At 70.5% G+C, this 25343-nt stretch carries 22 protein-coding genes and 1 tRNA gene; 11 read left to right on the top strand and 12 right to left on the bottom strand.

Translation table 11 applies throughout. The features are described 5' to 3' along the window. Positions 1-507: 507 nt before the first annotated feature. Entirely contained in the window at positions 508-1506 is a 999-nt protein-coding gene (locus ABZV42_RS00970; RefSeq protein WP_355982081.1) for a sigma-70 family RNA polymerase sigma factor, read from the top strand. Positions 1507-2209: 703 nt separating this feature from the next. On the opposite strand, the gene ABZV42_RS00965 is transcribed toward ABZV42_RS00970, so the two are convergent. Further along, a complete protein-coding gene (locus ABZV42_RS00965; protein WP_355982083.1) occupies positions 2210-3193 on the bottom strand; it encodes a WYL domain-containing protein in 984 nt (327 codons plus the stop codon). Positions 3194-3255: 62 nt separating this feature from the next. Here ABZV42_RS00965 and ABZV42_RS00960 point away from each other — a divergent pair, with 62 nt between their 5' ends. After that, the gene (locus ABZV42_RS00960; RefSeq protein ID WP_355982085.1) at positions 3256-4923 is read left to right on the top strand and encodes an MFS transporter; all 1668 of its coding nucleotides are present in this window, start codon (positions 3256-3258) and stop codon (positions 4921-4923) included. 95 nt (positions 4924-5018) lie between these two features. Here the strand turns inward: ABZV42_RS00960 and ABZV42_RS00955 are convergent, their stop codons facing one another. From ABZV42_RS00955 to ABZV42_RS00945, 3 genes are all read right to left on the bottom strand, one after another. After that, positions 5019-5768 carry a DUF6227 family protein gene (locus ABZV42_RS00955; RefSeq protein WP_355982087.1) on the bottom strand — a complete coding sequence of 250 codons (750 nt, stop codon included), beginning with the start codon at positions 5766-5768 and terminating at the stop codon, positions 5019-5021. Positions 5769-6023: 255 nt separating this feature from the next. Next, positions 6024-7067 carry a P1 family peptidase gene (locus ABZV42_RS00950; protein ID WP_355982089.1) on the bottom strand — a complete coding sequence of 348 codons (1044 nt, stop codon included), beginning with the start codon at positions 7065-7067 and terminating at the stop codon, positions 6024-6026. 41 nt (positions 7068-7108) lie between these two features. Continuing rightward, the gene (locus ABZV42_RS00945) at positions 7109-8344 is read right to left on the bottom strand and encodes a low temperature requirement protein A (protein ID WP_355982091.1); all 1236 of its coding nucleotides are present in this window, start codon (positions 8342-8344) and stop codon (positions 7109-7111) included. Between the two features lie 181 nt (positions 8345-8525). On the opposite strand from ABZV42_RS00945, the gene ABZV42_RS00940 reads away from it, so the two are divergent. Beyond that, positions 8526-8708: a hypothetical protein gene (locus ABZV42_RS00940; RefSeq protein WP_355759474.1), complete on the top strand. Its 183-nt coding sequence runs from the start codon at positions 8526-8528 to the stop codon at positions 8706-8708. A 94-nt stretch (positions 8709-8802) separates the two neighbouring features. Here the strand turns inward: ABZV42_RS00940 and mscL are convergent, their stop codons facing one another. From mscL to ABZV42_RS00910, 6 genes are all read right to left on the bottom strand, one after another. Continuing rightward, complete coding sequence (gene mscL / locus ABZV42_RS00935) at positions 8803-9273, bottom strand: large conductance mechanosensitive channel protein MscL (RefSeq protein WP_356050574.1); 471 nt, start codon at positions 9271-9273, stop codon at positions 8803-8805. 114 nt (positions 9274-9387) lie between these two features. Continuing rightward, on the bottom strand, positions 9388-9939 hold the full coding sequence (locus tag ABZV42_RS00930) for a hypothetical protein (protein WP_356050573.1): 552 nt from the start codon (positions 9937-9939) through the stop codon (positions 9388-9390). Positions 9940-10306: 367 nt separating this feature from the next. Beyond that, positions 10307-11185, bottom strand: a complete 879-nt coding sequence (locus tag ABZV42_RS00925; protein WP_355982097.1) for an S-methyl-5'-thioadenosine phosphorylase — start codon at positions 11183-11185, stop codon at positions 10307-10309. 334 nt (positions 11186-11519) lie between these two features. Further along, complete coding sequence (locus tag ABZV42_RS00920) at positions 11520-11840, bottom strand: FmdB family zinc ribbon protein (RefSeq protein ID WP_355982099.1); 321 nt, start codon at positions 11838-11840, stop codon at positions 11520-11522. A gap of 68 nt (positions 11841-11908) precedes the next feature. Further along, positions 11909-13171, bottom strand: a complete 1263-nt coding sequence (locus ABZV42_RS00915; protein ID WP_355982101.1) for an MFS transporter — start codon at positions 13169-13171, stop codon at positions 11909-11911. Between the two features lie 354 nt (positions 13172-13525). After that, complete coding sequence (locus tag ABZV42_RS00910; protein WP_356050701.1) at positions 13526-15055, bottom strand: potassium/proton antiporter; 1530 nt, start codon at positions 15053-15055, stop codon at positions 13526-13528. Between the two features lie 254 nt (positions 15056-15309). Here ABZV42_RS00910 and ABZV42_RS00905 point away from each other — a divergent pair, with 254 nt between their 5' ends. Continuing rightward, positions 15310-18069 carry a penicillin acylase family protein gene (locus ABZV42_RS00905; protein ID WP_355982103.1) on the top strand — a complete coding sequence of 920 codons (2760 nt, stop codon included), beginning with the start codon at positions 15310-15312 and terminating at the stop codon, positions 18067-18069. Positions 18070-18229: 160 nt separating this feature from the next. Here ABZV42_RS00905 and ABZV42_RS00900 read toward each other — a convergent pair whose 3' ends face one another. Beyond that, positions 18230-18844: a 5-formyltetrahydrofolate cyclo-ligase gene (locus ABZV42_RS00900; protein ID WP_356050572.1), complete on the bottom strand. Its 615-nt coding sequence runs from the start codon at positions 18842-18844 to the stop codon at positions 18230-18232. Between the two features lie 94 nt (positions 18845-18938). Here ABZV42_RS00900 and galU point away from each other — a divergent pair, with 94 nt between their 5' ends. The 7 genes from galU to ABZV42_RS00865 all read left to right on the top strand — a co-directional run bounded on the left by galU (position 18939) and on the right by ABZV42_RS00865 (position 24699). Continuing rightward, entirely contained in the window at positions 18939-19841 is a 903-nt protein-coding gene (gene galU / locus ABZV42_RS00895) for a UTP--glucose-1-phosphate uridylyltransferase GalU (protein ID WP_355982107.1), read from the top strand. A gap of 5 nt (positions 19842-19846) precedes the next feature. Continuing rightward, positions 19847-21169, top strand: a complete 1323-nt coding sequence (glp, locus tag ABZV42_RS00890) for a gephyrin-like molybdotransferase Glp (RefSeq protein ID WP_355982109.1) — start codon at positions 19847-19849, stop codon at positions 21167-21169. Positions 21170-21345: 176 nt separating this feature from the next. Continuing rightward, entirely contained in the window at positions 21346-21858 is a 513-nt protein-coding gene (moaC, locus tag ABZV42_RS00885; protein ID WP_355982111.1) for a cyclic pyranopterin monophosphate synthase MoaC, read from the top strand. Beyond that, positions 21855-22394 (top strand): MogA/MoaB family molybdenum cofactor biosynthesis protein, encoded by a 540-nt coding sequence (locus tag ABZV42_RS00880; RefSeq protein ID WP_355982113.1) that lies wholly within the window; start codon positions 21855-21857, stop codon positions 22392-22394. The genes moaC and ABZV42_RS00880 overlap by 4 nt, the downstream gene beginning before the upstream one ends. Positions 22395-22417: 23 nt before the next feature. Then, positions 22418-23080, top strand: coding sequence for a GNAT family protein (locus tag ABZV42_RS00875; RefSeq protein WP_356050700.1), 663 nt, complete (start codon positions 22418-22420; stop codon positions 23078-23080). A gap of 173 nt (positions 23081-23253) precedes the next feature. Continuing rightward, positions 23254-24528 (top strand): gephyrin-like molybdotransferase receptor GlpR, encoded by a 1275-nt coding sequence (gene glpR, locus ABZV42_RS00870; protein ID WP_356050571.1) that lies wholly within the window; start codon positions 23254-23256, stop codon positions 24526-24528. Between the two features lie 97 nt (positions 24529-24625). Then, positions 24626-24699, top strand: a tRNA-Ala gene (locus ABZV42_RS00865). A gap of 97 nt (positions 24700-24796) precedes the next feature. Here ABZV42_RS00865 and ABZV42_RS00860 read toward each other — a convergent pair. After that, a complete protein-coding gene (locus ABZV42_RS00860) occupies positions 24797-25333 on the bottom strand; it encodes a hypothetical protein (protein WP_356050570.1) in 537 nt (178 codons plus the stop codon). Between the last annotated feature and the right edge of the window lie 10 nt (positions 25334-25343).

The following is a 25343-nucleotide window of genomic DNA, read 5'->3' as shown; positions in this document are numbered from 1 at the left end:
GGATACGGCGTACCTCGGAATCGTCTGTGAATCCGTGTCCGTGGCAACCATCTGGCGGCGCCGTCCGTCTTCAAGGTGGGAGAGCGGTCACGGACGACGTTGTTCCGGCGCGAAGACGACGGTGTCGAACGCGACGGTGTCGAACGTGACGACGCCGAACGTAGTGGTGTCGAAGGCGATGGCGCCGAATGTGAGGCTGCCGAACGCGACGGCGCCGAACGCGAGGTGTCGTACGTGACGGGCGTCTCACGTACGTAGCGGTCGTACGGGTCCGTGAGTGCGTCGGCGGCGGCTGACGCTCCCGGCCTGACCTGCATATCTGTACGTTCTGACCGCTTTGGTCCTGTCGTGTGGTGCGACAGGGTACTGCATGATCAGAAAAATCCAGGTGCGGGTTGGGAATTCTGTCCTGATTCCAGTCGTTGTTTCCAGCAGATGCCGGGCACCCGGGAGGGTGAAGCCGGATGTCCAGGACCACCCGCAAGCCCACCACGCAAGGGAGCACGCATGGCAACCCGTGCCGTCGCCCGTCGTCAGTCCGCCACCGGCGGGACCGCCGGCGCGGCGCGCAGTGTTCGCGCCGGAGGCGGCGAAATCGCCGACCGCGACCTGGTCGGCATGTACCTCGACGAGATCGCGCGAACACCGTTGCTCGACGCCGCCAAGGAAGTCGAGTTGTCCCAGGTCATCGAAGCGGGTGTGTTCGCGCGGCAGATCCTCGACGGTGAGGCGGAGGCCGGGGCGGAGGCGTCCCGTGCGGAGTTGGAGGCGCTGTTCGCCGACAGCGAGCGCGCGAAGGACGTCTTCATCCGCTCGAACCTGAGGCTGGTCGTGGCCGTGGCGCGCCGGTATCCGCGCAGCGGTCTGCCCCTGCTCGACCTGATCCAGGAGGGCAACGCCGGTCTGGTGCGCGCGGTCGAGAAGTTCGACTACCGCAAGGGCTTCAAGTTCTCGACGTACGCCACCTGGTGGATCCGTCAGGCCATCACCCGTTCCATCGCCGACCAGTCACGCACGATCCGTCTTCCCGTCCATCTGGTCGAGGAGCTGGGCCGCATCCGTCGCGTGCAGCGCGAGTTCAACCGCGAGCACGGGCGCGAGCCGGAGCACGCGGAGATAGCCACCGAGCTCGGCACGACGCCCGAGCGCGTGGGCGACGTGCTGGACTGGGCACGCGACCCGGTCTCGCTGAACATGGCGGTGGACGACGAGGGCGAGACCCAGTTCGGCGACCTGCTCGAGGACACCTCGGCGGTCTCGCCTGAGCAGTCGGTCCTCACGCTGCTGCGCAGCGAGGAACTGGACGACCTGATCGGCCACCTCGACCAGCGCACCGCGTCCATCATCAAGATGCGGTACGGCATCGAGGACGGCCGGGAGCGGACGCTCACGGAGGTGGGCAAGGAGCACGGGCTCACGCGTGAGCGCATCCGTCAGATCGAGAAGCACGCCCTGCTCGAACTGAAGAAGCTGGCGCGCGACACCGGATTCGACGCGGCGGCGTAACGGCGGCGAGGTCGGCGGGGTGTGCGGGGCGTGTGCGGGGGCGGGGCGAGTGAGCGGGGTGAGCCGAGCGGGCGGGCCGGCTGGGCCGTACGGGTTCATTCGCCACGAGGGCGCCGGACCCGCTCTGCCCGGTCCGCACACGGGCACCACCGCCACGTTGGCCACAAGTCGACCAGACATGGCCATGTAAGGCCGCTTCAACCTGCTAGGCCCTGGGAACAAGACTTCAGGGTCCACGCTTCGGGCCCCGTCCGAGCGGCAGAAGCCAACAGAAGTACCCGGCGAGAACACCTGGCGGAAGCACACCGCAGTACCGAGCGGAAGCACACCGCGACATAGAGCGGAAGCACACCGCTCCCAAGAACCGAGTCCCGACGCACACCCCCCCCGCGCCGGGACTCTCCCAGAGTCGAGCTTCGGCGCCTCCCCCCCCCGGCGCCGGAGCTCGGCTCCTTTTTGCCCCGCGGGGACGGCGGACGGGGATCGGGGGCCTCAGCAGGACGAGGATCGAGGCGTCCGAGCAGGGGTGGGTCGAGCGCGGTGGATCTCCGGGCATCTCTGGGTATCTCCGGGCGGCATGAGAACGGGCCACCCCGAACCTGAACCCCGGGGTGACCCGACGGCAGATTGTGCCACAGCGACATAACCTGCCGTCGCCGATGGTCCACCGGGTGTCACCACCCCCGTGGCGCACGGCCGACCGTCAAGCGCCGTCAGTCTGCGGCACTCCCCCCGCCCGGCTCAGCCTCGCACCCAACACCCTTACGTAATCCACAAGTTCCGGGGGTTCCCGGACGGTGAAGTCGCAGTCGACCATCGCGATCCGCACCGCGAGCCAGTCCACCGAGTCGCTGGAGGAGGCCCGCAGACGGCAGCTGTGCTCGTCGATCGGCTCGGGCGTACCGACCCAGGCGGGCACACGTGCGGCCACGAACCCGACCGGGGCGGCGAAGACGACGTCGAACGTGTAGGTCTCCTGGCGCCGGTGCATCGACTGCCGCAGGAATTCGGCGGCGTCCCCGGCCGGCAGTTCGCGGGGCGTGAACCGCGCCCCCGTCGCGAAGGGCTCGGTCACCCGGTCGACGCGGAACGTCCGCCAGTCACCGCGGTCGAGGTCGTAGGCGACGAGATACCAGCGCCGGCCGGTGGAGACCAGCCGGTACGGCTCGGTCAGCCGCCGCGACGGTGTTCCGTCCCCGGAGCGGTAGGCGAACCGCAGCCGTTCCGGCCCCGCGATGGCCGACGCCATCACGGTCAGCGTCTCGGGCGCGATACTCGCCCCGTCTCCACTGGTCAGGGGGGTGGTGGCGGCCTGGAGTGTGGACACACGGCGGCGCAGCCGGGACGGCAGCACCTGCTCCAGTTTGGCCAGCGCCCGTACGGAGGCCTCGTCCACCCCCGCGACCGCGTGCCCGGCGCCGGCCCGCAGGCCCACCGCGATGGCCACGGCCTCCTCGTCGTCGAGGACGAGCGGGGGCATCGCCGTGCCCGCCACCAGCCGGTAGCCGCCGTCCGCGCCCTTGGTCGCCTGCACCGGATAGCCCAGCTCGCGCAGCCGGTCGACATCGCGGCGGACCGTACGACGTGACACCCCAAGACGCTCGGACAGCTCGCCGCCGGGCCACTCGCGGGGCGTCTGGAGCAGAGAGAGAAGCTGGAGAAGCCTGGCCGGTGTATCGGTCGTCATGGCTTCCAGGGTGCCGGAGAATTAGGTCATGATCTGACCTAATAGGCCTCTAGGTTTGTCACATGACCTCCACCGACACTCCTGAGACAGCTCTCGGCGGCCCCGCACCCGGCGCCATGGCCGACCGACGGCGCTGGCTCGCCCTCGCCATCGTGATGACCGCGGCCTTCATGGACCTGGTCGACGTCACGATCGTCAACATCGCGATCCCGTCGATCCAGCGGGACGCGGGCGCCACCTTCAGCCAGATCCAGTGGATCACCGCGGGATACGCGCTGGCCTTCGCCGCGGGACTCATCACCGGCGGGCGGCTCGGCGACATCCACGGCCGCAAGCGGCTCTTCCTCCTCGGTGTGGCAGGCTTCACCGTCGCCTCCGCGCTGTGCGGGTTCGCGGTGAACCCGGAGATGCTCGTCGCCTCCCGCATCCTTCAGGGCGCCATGGCCGCGATGATGGTGCCGCAGGTCCTGTCGATCGTGCACGCCACCTTCCCGGCGCACGAGCGCGGAAAGGTCTTCGGCCTCTTCGGCGCGATCGTCGGACTGGGCGCGGTCTCGGGCCCGCTCCTCGGCGCGCTGCTCACCGAGTGGAACCTGTTCGGCCTGGAATGGCGGCCGATCTTCCTCATCAACCTGCCGGTCGGCGTTGTCGCGCTGATCCTGGGCCGCCGCTTCATCAGCGAGTCCAAGGCCCCGCGGGCCCTCAAGCTCGACCTCGTCGGCGTCGCCCTCGTCACGCTCGGCCTGCTCATGCTGCTCTACCCGCTGACCCGCGGCCGCGAACTGGGCTGGCCGCTGTGGGGTTACGTGTCGATGGCCGGCTCCCTCGTGGTCTTCGCGGCGCTCGTGGCGTACGAGAAGCGGAAGGCGGCACGGGACGGTTCCCCGCTGGTCGAGCTGTCGCTGTTCAAGGTGAAGAGCTTCGCGGCGGGCATCGCCGTGCAGACCGTCTTCGGTGTCGCCCTCGGCATCTTCTTCCTGGTCTGGACGCTGTACATGCAGATCGGACTGGGCTGGAGCCCGCTGCATGCGGGGCTGACCGGAGTGCCGTTCTCGATCGCCGTCTCGGCGGCGGCGGGCATGTCCGTACAACTGCTGGTCCCGCGCTTCGGGCGCAAGGTGCTCCAGGCGGGCGCGCTGGTCATGGCGGTCGGTGTACTGCTCTACATCTGGGAGTCCGACCGGTACGGCATGGACATCGCCTCCTGGCAGATGGCCCTCCCGCTGGTCGTCATGGGGGCCGGCATGGGCTTCATCGTCGCGCCGCTGACGGACGCCGTGCTCTCGGAGGTTCCGCGTGAGCACTCGGGCTCGGCCTCGGGTCTGATCAACACCGTTCAGCAGATGGGCAACGCGCTCGGCCTCGGCCTGGTCTCGGTCCTCTTCTTCGGCGAGATCGGCGACCGCCTGACCCGCGTCCAGGTGGGCCCGGCCTTCGTGAACGCCTTCCAGCACGCGCTGGGCTGGGTCGCGGCCGTGCTGACCGTCATCTTCCTGCTGATGTTCGCCCTGCCGAAGCGGCCGGCCCAGCATGTGGAGGGAGCGCAGCCCGAGACGGACACCCAGGCCCTGAGCCAGGGTCGGGACCAGGATCGGTCCCAGGGCCTGGAGGAGAACGAGGGCCTGGAGGAGAACGAGGGGCAAGAGGTCGAGGACCGGGAAGGCAAGGTCCAGGAGGCCGAGGGCCAGGAGGGCACGGGCCGGAAGCCGGAGTTCGTGGGCCGGGGCTGATCCCTGCCCAGGCCCGCCGTCACCCGCGTGACGCGGAGGTCCGAACGGGAAGGGGCCCCGGCACCTCAGGTGCCGGGGCCCCTTCCCGTGCCGCGTCAGCCCAGTCGTGCCGCTCGTCGCTCCATCGCGTCCCGGGCCGCGTCCTCCGTCGCGTACACCTCGCACATGTGCCGCCGGTCCGGTGTGGCCGTGTGCTCGACCTCCCACAGGGAGATCTCCTGCCCGTCGCGCAGCAGGAACGCGTGCTCGTAGAGCGAGAAGCACAGCCCCGCCTGGCCCGCGCGGCAAGGGCGCCCGAAAGCCTGCGTGATCTGGTGCGCGAACGCCTCCCGGAGCAGCAGCGACGTGAGGTCGGCGCCCGGCCGGTCCGGATTCTCCGCGCGACGCAGGAGCCGGCGCGCGTGATCGGCGGAGCCGTCGGGAACGTAGGTGTGACGCGGCTCGGGGATCGACGACAACTGCACGAATACGGGCAGCTCGAAGTCCGGCGCGTCAGGCGGGAGCGGGAGCCGGGCCGTGGCGGTGCGCAGCTCCTCCTCGTCGACGTAGACCTCGTGCTGGGCGTCCTGACCGGTGGCCGTGTTGTGCACCAGCTCCCACAGGGTGACGGCGGAACCGTCGGCGAGCAGCCAGGTGTGTCGGTACGTCTCCCGGTGCAGCCCCGCGCTGTGGTGCGCGGAGTGCAGCGAACTGTCGTGCGCCAGAGCGCAGTCGAGCCGCCGTATGGCCTCGTCGGGCAGCTCGAACGAGTTCAGGGCGCGGCCCAGAAGTCGTTCGAGATGCTCCTCCGGAGACTCGGGCGACTCGGGTGGTTCGTACGCTGCTGTCTCGTACGGAACGCTCAAGGTTTCTCCCGGCGTTGCTGCATGTCACCTTGTGGGTGCATACCGTAGCCCCTCGGTCGGACATCATGTCCGCGAACCGAGAAAACGTACGGACGGAAAACGGGCGGCCCGCGCGGTGAGTTCCCGCGCGACCCGCAGATACGTCAAAAGGCCCTCGTCAGACGGCACTTCCAGTGGTCCACGCGTCCCGCGAAAGGTTCCGGCCGCCGCACCCATTGTCCGGCAAGGCGCCCTTGTCGCACCAGTTCCCGGCCGCTACGACATCCCCGGCCCGGCCTCTCCGTAAAGCCCTTCGTACGACGGCCACGCCCCGCCCGGACCGTCCACCGGCTCCGCCGCGCGCACCGCGCGCACGATCGCGCGGGTCACCAGATCCGCGCCGGCCGCGAGGATCTCGTTGAGCGCCAGGGGGTTGTCGGCGGCGAGGAGCCGGTCACCCGTGGCCAGCGCGAACACCGTGTCGCCGTCGTTCAGCAGGTGCACCGGCCGCACGGCACGCGCGATCCCGTCGTGCGCCGTACCCGCGAGCTTCTGCGCCTGCGCCCGAGTCAGACCGGCGTCGGTGGCGACGACGGCGAGCGTGGTGTTCAAAGGCGGCGGCGCGTTCCTCGCGGCGGCCTCCGCGAGCCGCAGCCGGGCGCTCTCGCGCACCGCGGCGGACGGACACGCGGTACGCCCCCGCGCCAACTCCCCGTACAGCGCCCCCGTTTCCGGCTCCACCACCGAGCCCACCGCGTTGGCCACCACCAGCGCCGCCACCGTGACACCGGACTCCAGCACGGCGCTCGCCGTCCCGACCCCGCCCTTGAGCCGCCCCACCACCGCCCCCGTGCCGGCGCCCACACACCCCTCGGGCACCGGTGCGCCCGGTGCGCTCGCGTCGGCCGCCTCGACCGCGGCCACCCCGGTGGAAGCGTCCGGCCGGGCCCGGAAGTCGCCCCCGCGCCCGAGATCGAAGACGCAGGCCGCCGGCACGACGGGTACGACGTGCGTCGGGTCGGGACCCACGCGCACCCCGCGCCCCCGCTCCTCCAGCCACGCCATCACGCCCGAAGCGGAGTCCAGCCCGTACGCGCTGCCCCCGGTCAGGACGACCGCCTCGACCTTCTGCACCAGGTTGCGCGGATCGAGCGCGTCCGTCTCCTTGGTGCCGGGCCCGCCTCCGCGCACGTCCACGGCGGCGATCGCACCGCCCTCGGGAGCGAGCACCACCGTCGTCCCCGTGAGCCAACCGTCCCCGCTGCGCGTCGCGTGCCCCACCCGCAGACCCGCGACATCTGTCAGAGCGTCAACTGTCATACGCCCAGTCTTCCCTCACCGCGGGCCCCGGCGTCCCCTCTCTACACGCTTCCAGCCGTTCCGGTCACCGCCTGCCGTGTCACCGTCCGCGTCGTCATCACCACCCCGACCACCACCGCGAGCGCGGAGACGATCCCCGCGGCCAGGACCGCCCAGTCGCCCAGGAAGGTGCACAGGATGACGAGCAGCGCGGTGGTCGGCAGTACGAGCTGCTGGGCGATGCCGACCTTGAAATGGCGGGAGTGCAGTCCCCAGACGGTGAGGAAGTACAGAGCGGTCGGCAGCGTCACCGCGGCGGACGCCGAGAGCGCCGAGATGTGCGCGGTGCCGACCGTCTGCTCCACCGCGACTTCGAGACCCGCACCGATCGCCGCGGCCGACGCGAAGATCAGATAGTGGCCGTAGCCCCACAGGAAGGCCTGCCCGCTGGACCGCAGATGGCCGTGGATCGGCACCACGAAGTAGATCCACCACGCGGAGAAAACGATCAGTAGGCCGCCCGCGGCGATGGGCAGCAGCTCGCCCAGGGCGTCGTGCTCGTCGACGGCCGACTTCACCGCGACCGTGGCGGCGGCGATCGTCTCGCCCAGCACGATGATCGTGAACAGCCCGTAGCGCTCGGCGATGTGGTGCGGATGCCAGGACGTGGTGAAGTCCTTCTCCGCGTACAGCGGGACGCACAGCTCGGCGACGGCCACCACCAGGAAGACCCAGGGGCGGCTGGCCTCCGGCGCGAACAGGAGGCCGAGCCAGCCGATCTGGCACAGCAGTACGCCGCCCGCGTACCGCAGTGCCGTCGTTCTCTCCGTCCCCTCCGTGGACCGGGCCACCCGAAGCCACTGCGCGATCATCGCGAACCGCATGATCGCGTAGCCCAGCCAGACGACGAGGAAGTCGTGGCTCCCGAACGCCTTGGACACCCCGGCCGCGAGGACCAGGACGCCGGCGATCTGTACCAGCGTGACCACCCGGTAGAGCACGTCGTCGTTGTCGTAGGCCGACGCGAACCAGCTGAAGTTCATCCACGCCCACCAGATCGCGAAGAAGATCATCGCGTAGTCGAGGATGCCCTGGCCCGCGTGCCCCTCCGCAACGGCGTGCACCAGCTCGCCGCCCGCCTGGGCGATGGCCACCACGAAACACAGGTCGAACAGGAGCTCCAGCGGCGAGGCGACCCGGTGCACCTCGTCGCGGCCGCGTGCGGTCATTCTGCGCAGCGGCCGGTGCCCCGCGGGCCGTGGTGACGATGCGGATTCCGGAGCGGAACGGGAGGTCATGGGGCCAAGCACAGCAGAAAAGTGCCGGAAATTCTTGTGAATGCCTTCACAAGCGACGCGGGTGGTGAAGGTCCGACGGGGTGCCGGGCGGCCTGGGCGCCGGGGAGGCGCGGCCGCCGTGGCCTCGAGGTGCCCGGGCCGGTCCGGGTGGGCCCTCACCCCTGCGGCGTACCCTGGGCCCATGAGTCCCGCCCCCGCCCCCGAACCGCGCGATCCGAAGCCTGCCCTGGTCTTCGACGATCCGCTGAACCAGCAGTCCTCGGACGATACGGACCGTGGGTGGGGCGAGCGGGCCGACAGCACCGGTGACAGTGCCGCCGACCTGAAGCGCTTCCTCGACGAGAAGCCGCCCCACCACATCTGAGCCCGTCCCGGGGTGTCCTCACCCCTGGGTCGGCCCACGGTCTCCGGGTGCCGGCGCCCGACGGGCTGCCGGGCGTGCGCACCCGGCCTCGGCGTCAGTACTCGCGGCGTCCCTGACCGCGCTGGGCGACCAGCTCGTCGCGGATCTCCTTCAGCACCTCCAGCTCGGACACCTCGATGATCTCCCTGGTGCCTTCCTTCGCCTTCTGGCGCGCCGCCTGCCGGGCCAGGAACTTGGCCATCGGCAGCACCATCAGGAAGTAGACGACGCTCGCGGTGATCACGAAGCTGAGCGCGGCACCGAGCACCGAGCCCCACATGATGTGGATGCCCGTGGCGTTCGCCCCGGTGCCCTTGCAGGGGGCCTCCAGGCAGGAGGTGTAGTTGTCGAGGTTCTTCGTGCCGACAGCGCCGACCAGCGGGTTGATGATGTCCTTCACCACGGCGTTGACGATGTTGGTGAAGGCGGCACCGATGACCACGGCGACAGCCAGGTCGATGACGTTGCCCCGCATGAGAAAGGCCTTGAAGCCCTCCCAGACGCCGGACTGCTTGTTTTCGCTCACTAGGAGGCCCCTCCGCACAGGTTGTGGAACAAACAGCTCCGCAACCTACGGCAGGGCATGACGGGCCTTGCGAACTGGGTAGCTCGAACGAGGCACTTGACACGGTTTCGGCGGTCATCGAAGTGTCACCGCCAGCCGTGATGTGGTGCCGGCGCCCGCCAGCCGCGCGGCCGTCGCGCGCGGAACCGAGAGGACGACCAGCGCTCCGGTGTCGGTGGTGCCGACGTCCGGAACCCCGGTGACACGCGCCCCGGCCGCGACCACCCGGACCTTGCCGCCGCTGTCCGCCGCGACCACGTCGACCCGGTCGCCGGGACGCAGCAGGCCGACCGTGGCGCCGTCCGCGATCCGGACCGGTGCCCGCACCGTCTCGACCGCGCCCGGTCCGCCCGCGCGAGAGGAAGCCGTGCCGGGGGCGGACGCGGTGGTCGCGGAGGGCGTGGACGCCGGGTGTCCGCGCGCCCGCCCGGCATCGCCCGGGCCGGCCGCCACGAGAGCGGCCGCCGTCATGGCCAGGCCGGCCGCGGCCGCGCGCCTCTTGTGCCACGTGAGGAGCCGCAGCCGTTGGCGCCCGCCGCGCACACGGACGGGCGCGAACTGCGGCACCTCGCACGTGGGAGGTGTGTCCGCGCCGGGCGGGCGAATGTACTGACAGGGCTGTGCCATGGTGACCACCACCTGTGACGAGGGACCGGCTTGCGATCCCACGATGAGGTCTCGCGGCGAAGCGCGCAGGCACCCGTGGACCACCCGGGGATTGTGGACAACTCCCTCACCCGAACGGGAGGTTTCGCCGCCCCACCTCCACCCAGGTCCCCGTCACCCCGGCCCGGCCCGGATCGTCACCTCGCCCCGGACCGTCACGTCACCCCGTCCCGGACCGTCACCCGACCCCACTCCACCCGGGCCCCGCCACCCCGTCCCTGTCACCCCACCTCACCCCGGCCCCGACACCCAACGGCCCGGACGGTCACCCCGTCCCGGACCCTGGGCGGCGCGGACGCCGCGGATGCCGCAGATGCAGCGGATGCCCTTAAGGCAGCTCGAAGCCGGGGTCCATCCCGCCCAGCGCCTTCGTGCACAGACAGTCCCGTGATCCGCTCGCCGGCAGCCCCGCGACCGCGTCGAAGAGCACCCCCCGCAGCCGGTCCACGTTCGCCGCGAACACCTTCAGCACGTCGTCGTGCGAGACGCCCTCGCCGGTCTCGGCGCCCGCGTCGAGGTCGGTGACCAGTGTCAACGACGTGTAGCAGAGCTCCAGTTCGCGGGCGAGCGCCGCCTCGGGGTGCCCGGTCATGCCGACCACCGACCAGCCCTGCGCCTGGTGCCAGAGGGATTCGGCCCGAGTGGAGAACCGCGGCCCCTCTATGACCACGAGCGTGCCGCCGTCGACCGCTTCCCAGTCACGTCCCCGCGCGGACTCAAGGGCGACCTGGCGGCCGACGGGGCAGTAAGGGTCGGCCAGCGACACGTGCACCACGTTCGGCATCGCGCCGCCCGGCAGCGGCAGCCCGTCGAAGTAGGACTGCGCCCGCGACTTCGTACGGTCCACGAACTGGTCCGGGACGAGCAGGGTCCCGGGCCCGTACTCGGGACGCAGTCCGCCCACGGCGCAGGGGCCGAGGATCTGGCGGGCGCCGACGGAGCGCAGTGCCCACAGGTTGGCCCGGTAGTTGATGCGGTGCGGCGGCAGATGGTGGCCGCGGCCGTGGCGGGGCAGGAAGGCGACCCGCCGGCCGGCGATCTCGCCGAGGAACAGGGAGTCGCTCGGCGGACCGTAAGGGGTGTCCACCCGCAGCTCGGTCACGTCGTCGAGGAAGGAGTAGAAGCCCGAGCCGCCGATGACGCCGATCTCGGCCGAGGCCGTCGACTGCTCCCCGGCCGGGGTCTGTGGGTTCTCCGTGTTCGCCATGAACGGCACCCTACGGGCTGCCCCGGATGGAAGAAGGCCGAAGCCCACCCGCCGGAAGAAGGCCGAAGCCCCCTACCGGAATGCGGACGAAGGCCGAAGCCCACCCGCCGGAAGCAGGCCGAAGGCCCGGTGGCGGACCAGGCCGAAGGTCGCGTGACGGAAGCGGTTCGAGATGGCCCCGTCGCGGAAGCGGACCGAAGCCCGGTCCCGTAGGAACGCCGAAGACCCCGTCGTCGTACGACGACGGGGTCCCGTGGAAACGAGTCCTGTGAGGCCTGACGGGGCCTTGTGGCGACGGCTGGCCGGGACGCGAGCCCCGGCGGACCGGGGAGCCTCAGGCGGCGGAGCTGCCTGCCGAACCGGTGCCCGACGACTTCGCGCCCGAGGACGACGACGAGGTGGACGCCGGCGACGAGGACTTCGCGTCCGAGGTCGAGGACGTGGACGGCTTCGACACCGGCGAGCTGCTCGACGAGGAGCCGCGGCTGTCGTTGCGGTAGAAGCCCGAGCCCTTGAAGACAATGCCGACGGCCGAGAACACCTTCTTCAGGCGGCCGTCGCAGTCGGGGCATACGGTCAGGGCGTCATCGGTGAACTTCTGCACCGCCTCGAGGCCTTCGCCGCACTCGGTGCACTGGTACTGGTAGGTCGGCACTTGTCTTCCTCCTGGCACTCTCACTCAGTGAGTGCTAACGACGGTCCATACTGACGTATTCCGCGAGATCAGTCCACTGTCACCGGCACGCGGTGACCGACGCCACGTGCGACGGCGCGGCTCGGGGCCACTGTGGCGAGGCGCGAACGCAGTGCGACGAGAGCCGCCAGAGCCAGCGCCGTACCGGCCATCGGCACCAGGAACCCGGCGCCGTCCCAGAGCCTGTCCTCCATCTGTCCCGCGACGGTGACGGCCGCCGCCTGGCCGAGCGCGACGGCTCCGGTGAGCCAGGTGAACGCCTCCGTGCGGGCGCCCCGCGGAACGAGGCTGTCGACCAGGGTGTAGCCGGTGATCAGGGCCGGAGCGATGCAGATGCCGACCACCAGGCCGAGGCCGGCGAGAAGGATCACCGAATTGGCGGCCCACAGCCCGGAGGCTGCCACCGCGAGGGCGGCGTACCCGATGACGAGCCGTCGCTGCGGGGCCGCCTTCCAGGCGACTGCGCCGCAGACGACGCCCGAGAGCATGTTGCCCGCCGCGAAGACCCCGTACAGGACACCGTTCAGGCCGGGCTCGCCGATCGACTCGCTGTACGCGGCCAGCGAGACCTGCATGCCGCCGAAGACGGTGCCGATGCCCAGGAAGGTCATGATCAGAACGCGTACCCCGGGGATCCGCAGGGCGGAACCGTGCTCCACGCGCGCGTGCCCGGCGGCGGCGACCGCGGGCTGTGTGCTCTTCTGCGCGGCGAACAGCAGACCGCCGACGAGGGTCAGTGACGCCTCGGTCAGCAGGCCCGCGGCGGGGGCGACGGCCGTGCACAGCGCGGTGGCGAGCAGGGGGCCGAAGACGAACGTCAGCTCGTCCGTGACGGACTCGAAGGCGGCCGCGGTCGGCATCAGGGGCGAGTCCTGGAGCTTGACGCCCCAGCGGGCCCGCACCATCGGGCCGACCTGCGGCACCGAGGCACCGGTCGGCACGGCGGCGGCGAAAAGCACCCACAGGGGGGCGTCCGCCAGCGCGAGCGCGGTCAGGGAGAAGCCGGCCAGGGCGTGCACGAGGACGCCGGGCAGCAGGACGGCCCGCTGTCCGTGCCGGTCGGCCAGACGCCCGGTGAGGGGCGCGACGAGGGCCATGGAGACACCGGTGACGGCCGCGACCGCGCCGGCCGCTCCGTACGAGCCGGTGGTGTGCTGCACGAGCAGCACGATGGAGATCGTCAGCATGGCGAACGGCTGACGGGCGGCGAAGCCGGGGAGCAGGAACGTCCAGGCGCCGCGGGTACGCAGCAGCTGTCCGTACCCAGGGCGGGAGGTGACCGTGGATGCCACGGCCCGTGCCTTTCTGCCGCCTGGTAGCGCGCCCGTGCGGGGGCGCCGAGAGCTGTCCTCTTGCGCGGATCTGCGGTAGATACCGGCGTCCACTGCGGAAGGACGTCACGGCCGCCATACGGTCGCGCCAGCTCTGCGTCAGGCAGAGTTGGTTCGATCAAGGTGTGCGTTCATCGTACAGGGGGTGGGTGCCGGTCCGGGCCTGTGAAAAGGAGCACTGTCCGGTCGTACGCCTGTGAACGCCTCTCGTTTTCCGCAATTTGTGTTCGATTTTTCGTCAGGGTCGCGGTCCGTGCTTCTTAAGAAGAGCGTCCGGCGTTTCGTAAGAGTCCGGCGGGAAGCCCGGCGGTCACTTCACAGACCCGTCCGGTGCTGTGTCCGGTGTTCCGTTCCGTCGCCGCCGATGCCCAGCCAGTCGGCGAGCTTGCCGCCCTGGCCCACCGCGCGAAGGCGTCTCTCGGTCGCGTCGCGGACCGGGTCGGTCGCCACGACCAGCAGTTCGTCGCCGAGCCGCAGTACCGTCGTCGGCATCGGTACGAAGGACTTCGCGTCGCGTACGACGAGGGTGACCGCCGCCCCCGGAGGCAGCCGCAGCTCGCCCACCTCGACACCGTGCATACGCGACCCCTTGGGGATCGCGACGGACAGCAGATGTCCTCGCAGCCGCTCCAGGGGTGCCGATTCGATGCCGAGGTCGGCGGCCCCGGCGGACTCCCCGAGCCGGAGCTTGCGGGCCAGCCAGGGCAGGGTGGGCCCCTGGATGAGGGTGTAGACGACGACCAGGACGAAGACGATGTTGAAGATCCGCTTGCTCTCGGAGATGCCGCTCACCATCGGGATCGTCGCCAGGATGATGGGCACGGCGCCGCGCAGTCCCGCCCAGGACAGCAGGGCCTGCTCCTGCCACGGGATGCGGAACGGGAGCAGGCTGGCGACCACGCTCAGCGGCCGCGCCACCATCGTCAGCACCAGGCCGATGACGAGGGCCGGGACGATGTCGTCACCCATCTCGTGCGGGGTGACCAGCAGGCCGAGCAGCACGAACATGCCGATCTGGGCGATCCAGCCGAGCCCCTCGGCGAAGCCGCGCGTGGCGGGCCAGTGGGGCAGCTTCGCGTTTCCGAGCACCATGGAGGCGAGGTAGACGGCGAGGAAGCCGCTGCCGTGGGCGAGCGCGCCGGCGGCGTAGGCGGAGACGGCGATCGCCATCACGGCGATGGGGTACAGGCCCGAGGCGGGCAGCGCGACGTGCCGCAGTCCGTACGCGCCCAGCCAGCCGACCGCGAGACCGATGGCGGCGCCGATGGTCAGCTCCAGCGCTATCTCGCCGATCAGGGTGTACCAGTGCTCCACCGGGCCCGCTGTGGAGAACGCGACGACCAGGATGACCACCGGGGCGTCGTTGAAGCCCGACTCGGCCTCCAGGATGCCCGTCACGCGCGAGGGGAGGGGGATCTTGCGCAGGACCGAGAAGACCGCCGCCGCGTCCGTCGACGAGACGACCGCCCCGATGATGAGCGCCTGGTGCCACTCGAGACCGATCAGATGGTGCGCGGCCGTGGCCGTGACGCCGACGCTCACCGCGACGCCCACCGTCGCCAGCGCGGAGGCAGCCGGCAGGGCCGGTCTGATCTCCTTCCACTTCGTGCCGAGACCGCCCTCGGCCAGGATCACGACCAGGGCCGCGTATCCGATGACCTGGGTCAGTTCGGCGTTGCTGAAATGGACGTCGCCGACTCCGTCCTGGCCGATCGCGACGCCTATCCCCAGATATACGAGCAGCGTGGGGAGCCCGCTGCGTGAGGAGATCCGGACCGCCGCCACCGCGAGGAGCAGGACGAGCGAGCACACGAGCAGGAGCTGGTTGAGGTGGTGGACAGTCAGGGGCTGTTCCTTTCTCGCCGATCCGGGTCCGCGGGCGGTATCCGGATCTGAGCACCGGAAGCCGGCCACTTCAGTGCAAGTACTTCGTTACCTTACCTAACTCTTGACGCTTTCTTGACGTTCCCGGAGGCAAGATCGAACGGTCGTGCTTCCCGGTTTCCTACTCCGCGTAAAGGCGCGGTTGGCCCTGCGCCTATGGTTGCCCCAGCACTCCAGGACCGCCTGCCGCTCGCGTTAGGACAGCAAGGACAGCGATGCCCCCCAACACCACCGCCTCTTCCGGCCAGCAGCCCGGCAAGTCCGGCAGGAAGAAGGGGCGCAAAGCCCGACTGTTCTTGATTGTCCTGGTTCTCGCCGTCATCGGAGGCATCGCCTTCGGCGGGTACTGGGGCGTCAGCACTGTGCGTGCCTCATTCCCGCAGACCAAGGGCTCCATCCGGCTCGACGGACTCTCGGGGCCCGTGACCGTGCAGCGCGACGGCAACGGGATCCCGCAGATCTACGCCTCGTCCGACGCGGACCTGTTCATGGCCCAGGGCTTCGTCCAGGCGCAGGACCGGTTCTACGAGATGGACGTGCGCCGCCACATGACATCGGGCCGGCTGTCCGAGATGTTCGGCGAGGGCCAGGTCAAGAACGACGAGTTCCTGCGCACGCTCGGCTGGGACCGGATCGCGAAGAAGGAGTACGACACCAAGCTGTCGGCCTCCACGAAGAAGTACCTCCAGGCGTACTCCGAGGGTGTCAACGCCTACCTGAAGGGCAAGAGCGGCGAGGACATCTCCCTGGAGTACGCCGCTCTCGGCTTCACCAACGACTACGAGCCGACCCGGTGGACCCCGGTCGACTCGGTCTCCTGGCTCAAGGCGATGGCGTGGGACCTGCGCGGCAACATGCAGGAGGAGATCGACCGCTCCCTGATGACGAGCCGGCTCGGCCCGAAGCAGATCGCGGACCTGTACCCGGAGTACCCGTACAGCCGGAACAAGACGATCGTCCGTGAGGGCGCGTACGACAGTGTCACCGGGACGTACAGCTCCTCGGACACCGCCTCGACGACCACGGCGGGCACGGGGCTCGCGGGCAACACCGCGGCGCCCTCCGGGTTCCAGAGCCAGCTCTCAGGGCTCTACAAGGTCCTCGACGGCCTGCCCACCGCCGTCGGCGTGAACGGCAACGGCATCGGCTCCAACTCCTGGGTCGTCGCCGGAAGCCACACCATCACCGGCAAGCCGCTGCTGGCGAACGACCCGCACCTGTCGGCGTCGCTGCCCTCGGTCTGGTACCAGATGGGCCTGCACTGCACCACGGTCTCCGCCAAGTGCCAGTACGACGTCACCGGCTACACCTTCGCGGGCATGCCCGGCGTGGTCATCGGCCACAACGCGGACATGGCCTGGGGCATGACCAACTCCGGGGTCGACGTCACCGACCTCTACCTGGAGAAGATCACCGGCGAGGGCTACGAGTACGACGGCAAGGTGCTGCCGTTCACGACCCGCAAGGAAACGATCAAGGTCGCGGGCGGTTCCGCCAAGACGATCGTCGTCCGGCAGACCCAGGACGGAATGCCGCTGCTCTCCGACCGTGACGACGAACTCGTCCAGGTCGGCAAGAAGGCGACGGTCGACGCCGGGGCGCCCGACCGCGGCGACGGCTACGCGATAGCACTGCGCTGGACCGCGCTGGACCCGGGCAACACCATGGACGCCGTCTTCGAGATGGACAAGGCGTCGAACTGGACCGAGTTCCGCAAGGCGGCCACCTCCTTCCAGGTGCCGTCCCAGAACCTGGTCTACGCCGACGGGGCCGGCGCGAGCGGCAACATCGGCTACCAGCTGCCCGGCAGGATCCCCACGCGCGCCAAGGGCGACGACGGCTCGCTGCCCTCGCCCGGCTGGAACTCCAAGTACCGCTGGACGGGCTACATCAAGCAGTCCGCGCTGCCGTACGAGTACAACCCCAAGCGCGGCTACATCGTGACCGCGAACCAGGCGGTCGTCGAGCCGGACAAGTACCCGTACACGCTCACCACGGACTGGGGCTACGGCACCCGCAGCCAGCGGATCACCGATCTGATCGAGGCGAAGACCAAGGGCGGCGCCAAGATCTCGACCGATGACATGCGCCAGATGCAGCTCGACAACAGCAGCGAGATCGCCAAGCTGATCGTGCCCAAGCTGCTCAAGATCGACGTGCCCGACAAGGACGTCCGCGACGCGCAGAAGCTTCTGGAGGGCTGGGACTACACCCAGGACGCCGACTCCGCCGCGGCCGCCTACTTCAACGCCACCTGGCGCAACATCCTGAAGCTCGCCTTCGGCAACAAGCTGCCCAAGGAACTGCGGGTCAAGGGGCAGTGCCTGTGGGTCGACCGCATCGACACCACCGGTCCCGCGGACGAGGACCAGATGGTGCGCGAGTGCGGCGAGCGCGAGCCGGACCAGGCGCAGCCGGACGGCGGCGACCGCTGGTTCGAGGTGATCCGCAAGATCATCGACGACGAGAACAACGACTGGTGGAAGCTGCCCAGGACGCGCACCCAGGACGCGACCACCACCCGGGACAAGCTGTTCAGCCGGGCCATGACGGACGCCCGCTGGGAGCTGACCGCCAAGCTCGGCAAGGACATCGACACCTGGAGCTGGGGCCGGCTGCACCGCCTGTTCCTGAAGAACCAGACGCTCGGTACCGAAGGCCCCGGCTTCCTCCAGTACATGCTCAACCGCGGCCCCTGGAACCTCAGCGGCGGCGAGGCGACGGTCAACGCGACCGGCTGGAACGCGGCGGGCGGCTACGGAGTGGTCTGGGTCCCCTCGATGCGGATGGTCGTCAACCTCGGGGACCTCGACAAGTCCAAGTGGATAAACCTCTCGGGCGCCTCGGGGCACGCCTACAGCGCGCACTACACCGACCAGACGGAGTTGTGGGCCAAGGGTGAGCTCCTGCCGTGGGCCTTCACCAAGAAGGCCGTCGACGACAGGACGAGCGACACCCTGGTCCTGAAGCCCTGACGCTTCGGCGGCCGGCGTTCTCGCCGGGCCCGACACCCTGAAGCCGGTGAAAGCGGCCCTCCACGCGTGCGTGGAGGGCCGCTTTCGTGTCAGCCGTCAGCCGTCAGCCGTCCGCCGTCGGGGTCCAGGTATGCCGTCCGCCGTTCGCCGCCTCCGTGCCTCAGCGGAAGCGGCGCACGCCGGAGGGCGTCACCACCGCGTGGACGGGCCGGTCGTGCGCTTCCTCCGGGACACGGTCCACGACCTCCGTGTCGTACAGGAGCACCACGAGCGCGGGGTCGGCGCCCGCGCGGTCCAGACGGGCCAGCACACGGTCGTACGAGCCTCCGCCGCGCCCCAGCCGCATACCGAGGGTGTCGACGGCGAGGCCGGGCAGCAGAACGGCGTCGGCGTCCTGGACGGCCTCAGGCCCCAGCCGCTCGCCCACGGGCTCCAAGAGGGCCATTTTCCCGCCGTGCCTGACCTCCGCGAGGGAGCCCGGCCCTGTGTACGCGCCCCAGTCCAGGTCGTTGTCCGGCAGCAGGACCGGCAGCAGGACACGCACCCCGCGCGCGCGGAGCGCGTCCAGGAGCGCGAGGGTGCCCGGTTCGCTCCCGACGGAGACATAGGCCGCCACCGTGCGGGCCTGTGCCAGTTCGGGCAGCTCCAGGGCGCGGACGGCGAGGGCGGCGGCGGTCTTCCGCACGTCACCGGCCGTCAACCCGTTTCTCACCGACAGGAATCCCCGCCGCAACGTTCGCTTGTCAGGCTCTGGTTCACGTCCGACGTGTCTCACAGTCGACTCCTGTAGTTCTCTTAATCCGTTCATATGACCGTGAATTGACCGGGAGCACAGATTCCGCACATAGCCACCGGTTATGGTTGCGGACATGACTGAGTCACACCCCAGGATCACCAAGGCTGTCATTCCCGCGGCAGGCCTCGGCACCCGGTTCCTGCCGGCCACCAAGGCCACTCCCAAGGAGATGCTGCCGGTCGTCGACAAGCCGGCGATCCAGTACGTGGTCGAAGAGGCCGTGTCGGCGGGTCTCGACGACGTCCTGATGATCACAGGCCGCAACAAGCGCCCCCTCGAAGACCACTTCGACCGCAACTACGAGCTGGAATCCGCCCTCCAGAAGAAGGGCGACGCGAGCCGGCTCGCCAAGGTCCAGGAGTCCAGCGACCTCGCGACCATGCACTACGTACGTCAGGGCGACCCCAGGGGCCTCGGTCACGCGGTCCTGTGTGCCGCCCCGCACGTCGGCCACGAGCCCTTCGCCGTACTCCTCGGCGACGACCTGATCGACCCCCGCGACCCTCTGCTGGCCCGCATGGTCGAGGTCCAGGAGCGGCACGGCGGCAGCGTCATCGCGCTCATGGAGGTCGCGCCCGAGCAGATCCACCTCTATGGATGCGCCGCCGTCGAGGAGACCGACGAGGGCGACCTGGTCAAGGTGACCGGCCTGGTCGAGAAGCCGGACGCGGCGGACGCGCCCAGCCGTTACGCCGTCATCGGACGTTACGTTCTCGACCCGCACATCTTCGACATACTGCGCAAGACCGAGCCGGGCCGCGGCGGCGAGATCCAGCTCACCGACGCCCTTCAGCAGCTCGCCGCGGACGAGAAGGTCGGCGGACCCGTGCACGGCGTCGTCTTCAAGGGCCGCCGCTATGACACCGGGGACCGCGGCGACTACCTGCGTGCCATTGTCAGACTCGCATGCGAACGTGAAGACCTGGGCCCGGACTTCCGGACCTGGCTCCGCAGTTACGTAGCCGAGGAGATGTAGGGACTTTGAGCAGCGCCGCGACCCGCACCACCGGCCAGGAACACCTCTGGTCGGTGGCCGACCACCTGGAGGACATCCTCACCACCGTCCGCCCCCTCGAACCCATCGAGCTCCAACTCCTCGACGCCCAGGGCTGCGTCCTGCTCGAGGACGTCACGGTGCCGGTCTCCCTGCCACCGTTCGACAACAGCTCGATGGACGGGTACGCGGTCCGGGTCGCGGACGTGGCGGGCGCGAGCGAGGAATACCCGGCGGTCCTGACGGTCGTCGGCGATGTCGCGGCCGGCCAGGCCGAACAGCCCTACGTGGGCCCCGGCCAGGCCGCCCGCATCATGACCGGCGCCCCGCTGCCGCCCGGCGCCGAAGCGGTCGTCCCCGTCGAGTGGACGGACGGCGGCCTCGGCGAGGGACCGGTCTCCAGGATGCGCGCGCACAGCGCGTCCCCCGAGGGTGCCTACGGACAGGTCCACGTCCACCGCCAGGCCGAGCCACGCGCGCACGTACGCGCCAAGGGCAGCGATGTGAAGGCGGGCGACCGCGCCCTCGAAGCCGGCACCGTCCTCGGCCCGCCGCAGATCGGCCTGCTCGCCGCGATCGGCCGCGGCACCGTGCGGGTGCACCCCCGCCCACGCGTGGTCGTCCTGTCCACCGGCAGTGAACTCATCCAGCCCGACGAGGAGTTGGGCACCGGCCAGATCTACGACTCCAACAGCTTCGCCCTCTGCGCGGCCGCCCGCGACGCGGGAGCCATCGCCTACCGCGTCGGCGCCGTCGCCGACGACGCCGAGACACTGCGCTCGACCATCGAGGACCAACTCGTCCGCGCCGACCTGCTCGTCACGACCGGCGGGGTGAGCGTCGGCGCCTACGACGTCGTCAAGGAAGCACTGTCGTCGGTCGCCGACGAGGACGAGGAGGGCGGCGGCATCGACTTCCGCACCCTCGCCATGCAGCCGGGCAAACCCCAGGGCTTCGGGTCCATCGGCCCCGACCACACACCGCTGCTCGCGCTCCCCGGCAACCCCGTGTCGTCCTACGTCTCCTTCGAGCTCTTCGTGCGCCCCGCCATCCGCACCCTGATGGGACTGACGGACGTCCACCGGCCCACGACCAGGGCGAAGCTCTCCGCGGACAAGGCGCTGACCTCGCCGAAGGGCCGTCGGCAGTTCCTGCGCGGGACGTACGCGGACGGCACCGTGACGCCCGTCGGCGGCGCCGGATCCCACCTGGTGGCGGCCCTCGCGCACGCCGACGCGCTGATCGTCGTCCCCGAGCACGACACCTCGGTCGAGCCCGGCGCCGAGGTCGAGGTGGTGCTCCTCGGCTGAACGGCCGGGCGCGGCCGGCGCCCGCCGGGGGCCTCACCGCGGGGTGCCAAGGTCGCGCGAGGGGCGCACAGCCCCTGACCGCGGGCGTAGTGGCGGGCGGACGGGCGGTAACGTGTCGCGCACACCAGGCCCACGCGCCGCACCGCGACGGGCCCTGACCGGGAGCGCCCACGCACATGACTGTTCCGTCCCGGGGGGAGACCTCCGGACCGCCCGCGCAGAACCGGCTGACACACATCGACGAGGCCGGCGCCGCGCGTATGGTCGACGTGTCCGCGAAGGACGTGACCGCCCGCACCGCGCGCGCGAGCGGCCGGGTCCTGGTCTCGCCGCGTGTCGTGGAACTGCTGCGCGGAGAGGGCGTCCCCAAGGGCGACGCCCTCGCCACCGCGCGCATCGCCGGGATCATGGGAGCCAAGCGCACGCCCGACCTGATCCCGCTGTGCCACCCGTTGTCGGTGTCCGGTGTCAAGATTGATCTGTCGGTCACGGACGACGCCGTCGAGATCCTCGCCACCGTCAAGACGACCGACCGCACGGGCGTCGAGATGGAAGCCCTCACCGCGGTCAGCGTGGCGGCCCTCACCGTGATCGACATGGTCAAGGCTGTCGACAAGGGGGCTGTCATCACGGACGTACGGGTGGAAGAGAAGACGGGCGGGAAATCGGGCGACTGGAGCCGGGCGTGAGCGGCGACACCGTCATCGGCGGGGCGCTCCCGGCGGACTACAGCGCGCTGGTCGTCACGGCCTCCAACCGAGCCGCCGCCGGTGTCTACGAGGACAAGGGCGGACCCCTGATCGCCGCGGGCCTCGCGGAATCCGGCTTCGCGGTCGACGGCCCCTGGGTCGTGCCCGACGGGGACCCCGTGGAGGAGGCGCTGCGCGCCGGAGTCGAGGCGGGCTACGACGTCATCGTCACCACCGGCGGTACGGGGATCTCACCCACCGACCGCACCCCCGAGGCCACCCTGCGCGTGCTCGACCACGAGATTCCCGGCATCCCGGAGGCCATCAGGGCGTTCGGCAGGGACAAGGTGCCCACCGCGGCGCTCTCGCGGGGACTCGCCGGAGTGGCCCGCGGGACGCTGATCGTCAACCTGCCGGGCTCCACCGGCGGGGTCAGGGACGGACTGGCCGTCCTGGAACCCCTCCTGATCCACGCCGTCGACCAGATCCGCGGCGGCGACCACCAGAGACCCAGCGGCAGTGGGGGTGCGAGCTGAACAGCCCGTCCTGGCCGGTCGAGCTGGTGGACGGCGATGTCGTCCTCCGGCCGATAAGGCTGCGCGACCAGCGGGCCTGGCGCGAGGTGAACCGGCGCAACCGCGACTGGCTGCGCCCCTGGGAGGCCACGATCCCGCCCCCCACCCCCAGCGGCCCGATAGCGCACCGGCCGACGTACCGGCAGATGGTCCGCCATCTGCGCGCCGAGGCCAACTCGGGCCGGATGCTGCCCTTCGTGATCGAGTACCAGGGCCGGCTCGTCGGTCAGCTCACGGTGGCCGGGATCACCTGGGGCTCGATGTGCTCCGGGCACATCGGCTACTGGGTGGACCAGTCGGTGGCCGGCCGCGGAGTGATGCCGACGGCAGTGGCGCTGGTGAGCGACCATTGCTTCCGCACCGTCGGACTGCACCGCATCGAAGTCTGTATTCGCCCCGAGAACGGGCCCAGCCGCAGGGTCGTGGAGAAACTCGGATTCCGCAAGGAAGGGCTGCGCCCGCGCTATCTCCACATCGACGGTGCCTGGCGGGACCATCTCGTCTTCGCGCTCACCGCGGAGGAAGTGCCCGAGGGGCTGCTCGCCCGCTGGCGCCGGAGGCGTTCGGCGCCGGACCGTTCGGGTCAGGTGGGATCGGAACAGTCCGGCCGGCAGAAGCCGGGGAAGTCGGGTAACGCCGGAAAATGAAATAGGTGTTCGAAAATGATCGGCGAGCGATCGCGTCAGGGCATTAAATTCGCGCTCGCGGTGGCCTGCTGATCGCATCGGTCGCAAAAAAAGCTCGAAATATCAGCCGGATCGTGCGACACACCGACTCAATTGGCAGATGGCCTCACACAAACCCCTCTACCGTGTGAGGCGTGAGCAGCAGCGGCCTCATCTACGCAGTCATTGTCGGGGCCTGGGCCGCCTACTTGGTGCCGATGTGGCTCCGTAGGCAGGACGAGCTGAACGAGGCTCGTCCGACGGAACGCTTCAGCACCGCCATCCGGCTGCTGTCCGGACGGTCGGGCATGGAGCGTCGATACGCCAAGGACCTGCGCGCGCGCTCCACCGAGGAGGAGGAGCCCAGCGCCGACCCGGACGGCGTCACCGATTCGGTGGACGTCCGGGCCTTCGCCGTATCCCCGCCCCGGCCCCAGGCGACGGACCGGCACCGTCCGCATGTACAGGAACGGGTGCAGGCGCCGGAACCGGTCCAGGCGGAACAGGAGTCCGCCGCACGTGCGGCCGGCAAGGAGAGCGGGGCGTACGCGACCTCGGGCGGCGCCCGGTCCGTACCGCACCAGTCGGGCACGCCCGCGCCGAGACCCGCGGCCAAGTCCGTGCCCCAGCAGGCCGTGCCGTCCACGCCCGGCGCCCGCCGGGTGGTCTCCGCGGAGGCCGCGGCGCGGGCCCGGCGTACCAAGGTCCTCGCGCGTCGGCGGCGTACGACGGTCCTGCTGTTCCTCGCCTTCACCCTCGGCGCGATCGTCGCGGCGGTGGGCGGGCTCACGTTCCTGTGGGCGCCCGCGGTGCCGGCCGTGATGCTGAGCTCGTACATCGTGCATCTGCGCGTCAAGGAGCGGCGGCGCTTCACCTACGTCATGGACCGACGCAGGGCCGAGGTCGCGGCGCAGCGGCTCCGGGAGCGGCAGCCCCGGCGACGGCCTTCCGTGGACCCCGCGGCGGATGAACCGGATGCGGGCTCCGTCCACGACACCGACCCCGGCCTCCTCGCCCTCGCCGCCGACCGCCGTGCCCTCGTCGAGCAGACCGACCACGCCGAGTGGGTCGACCAGCAGCGCGAACGCCAGTGCGGGCCGGCGCAGGGGGACAGCTGGGACCCGGTGCCGGTTCCCCTGCCGACCTATGTGACCGCGCCGGTCGCGCCCCGGGCGACGTCCAGCGTGGACCTGGGAGCTCCGGACGCGTGGAGTTCCGCGCGTTCCAGCGCGGCCGAACCGAGCGCGCCCGAGATGGAGCCGGCCGTCGACGAGGACCTCTCCGAGGGGCTCGACGGCGACGAGGCGGCGGACGACAGTCGCAGCGACGCCCGGCGGGCGGCGTCCGCGCGCCGGGCCCGTGAGCGCGGCCGGACACCCCTGTTCGATCAGTACGAGGACGGCGAACGTCCGCGTGCCGCCAACGAGTGACGGGTGGGGCGACGGGTGCTCGCTGCTGCCCGGCTGACCAGGCAGGAACGGATTACCGAGCACCTCGATCGGGATGCTAGAGTTTCACTCGTTGCAAGGGCCTGTGGCGCAGTCTGGTAGCGCACCTCGTTCGCATCGAGGGGGTCTGGGGTTCAAATCCCCACAGGTCCACCGCAGCCAAGAGGCCCGTTCCCACCAGTGGGAGCGGGCCTCTTGCCATGTCCGGAGCCGATGACGGCAACTCCCGCCGGTGGCCCCGGGCCTTCGGTCACCGCCCGACGGTGAGGGACCAGCGGATGCCCGTGGAGGCCGTCACGGTCACCGTCGCGTGGGCGTGGCTGTCGGCGTGGCGCCGGTCCAGGCGGTTGAGGATGCCGCTGACCTTTCCGGCGGCGCAGGTGAGCGGGAAGCTCAACCCGGTGGGGTCCACCGAGACGTTCAGCGTTCCCCGGCCCTCGCAGTTCACGGCGATCGACAGGGATCCGGGGCCGATTCCGCCGGGAACGTCGATCTCCGCGTTGCCGTGGGCGTTCGCGGTCCGGGCGACGACCTTTCCGTCGGGCAGGTCCGGAGCCTTGGTGACGGACTCGCCGGGCAGGTACTGAGTACGGTCGGAGGCCGGCGACGCCTTCGACGAGGACGCCGGCGACGAAGCCCGCGAGGACGCCGTGGCGGGCGCGGCGGAGTTGTTCCGGTCGGCGGTGCAGCCGGTCAGGGCCAGGGTCAGGGCCAGCGCGGCGGCCGGCCCCGCCACCGCCGCTGTCGCTCCCGGCCGGACGTACGGGAAAGGTCGGGTCGTGGACATCTGGTCGGCC

The sequence above is a fragment of the Streptomyces sp. NPDC005281 genome (assembly GCF_040607495.1).
GTDB lineage: Bacteria > Actinomycetota > Actinomycetes > Streptomycetales > Streptomycetaceae > Streptomyces.
Note: the sequence above shows the minus strand (reverse complement) of the source record. Positions and strands in the feature narration are given on the sequence as shown.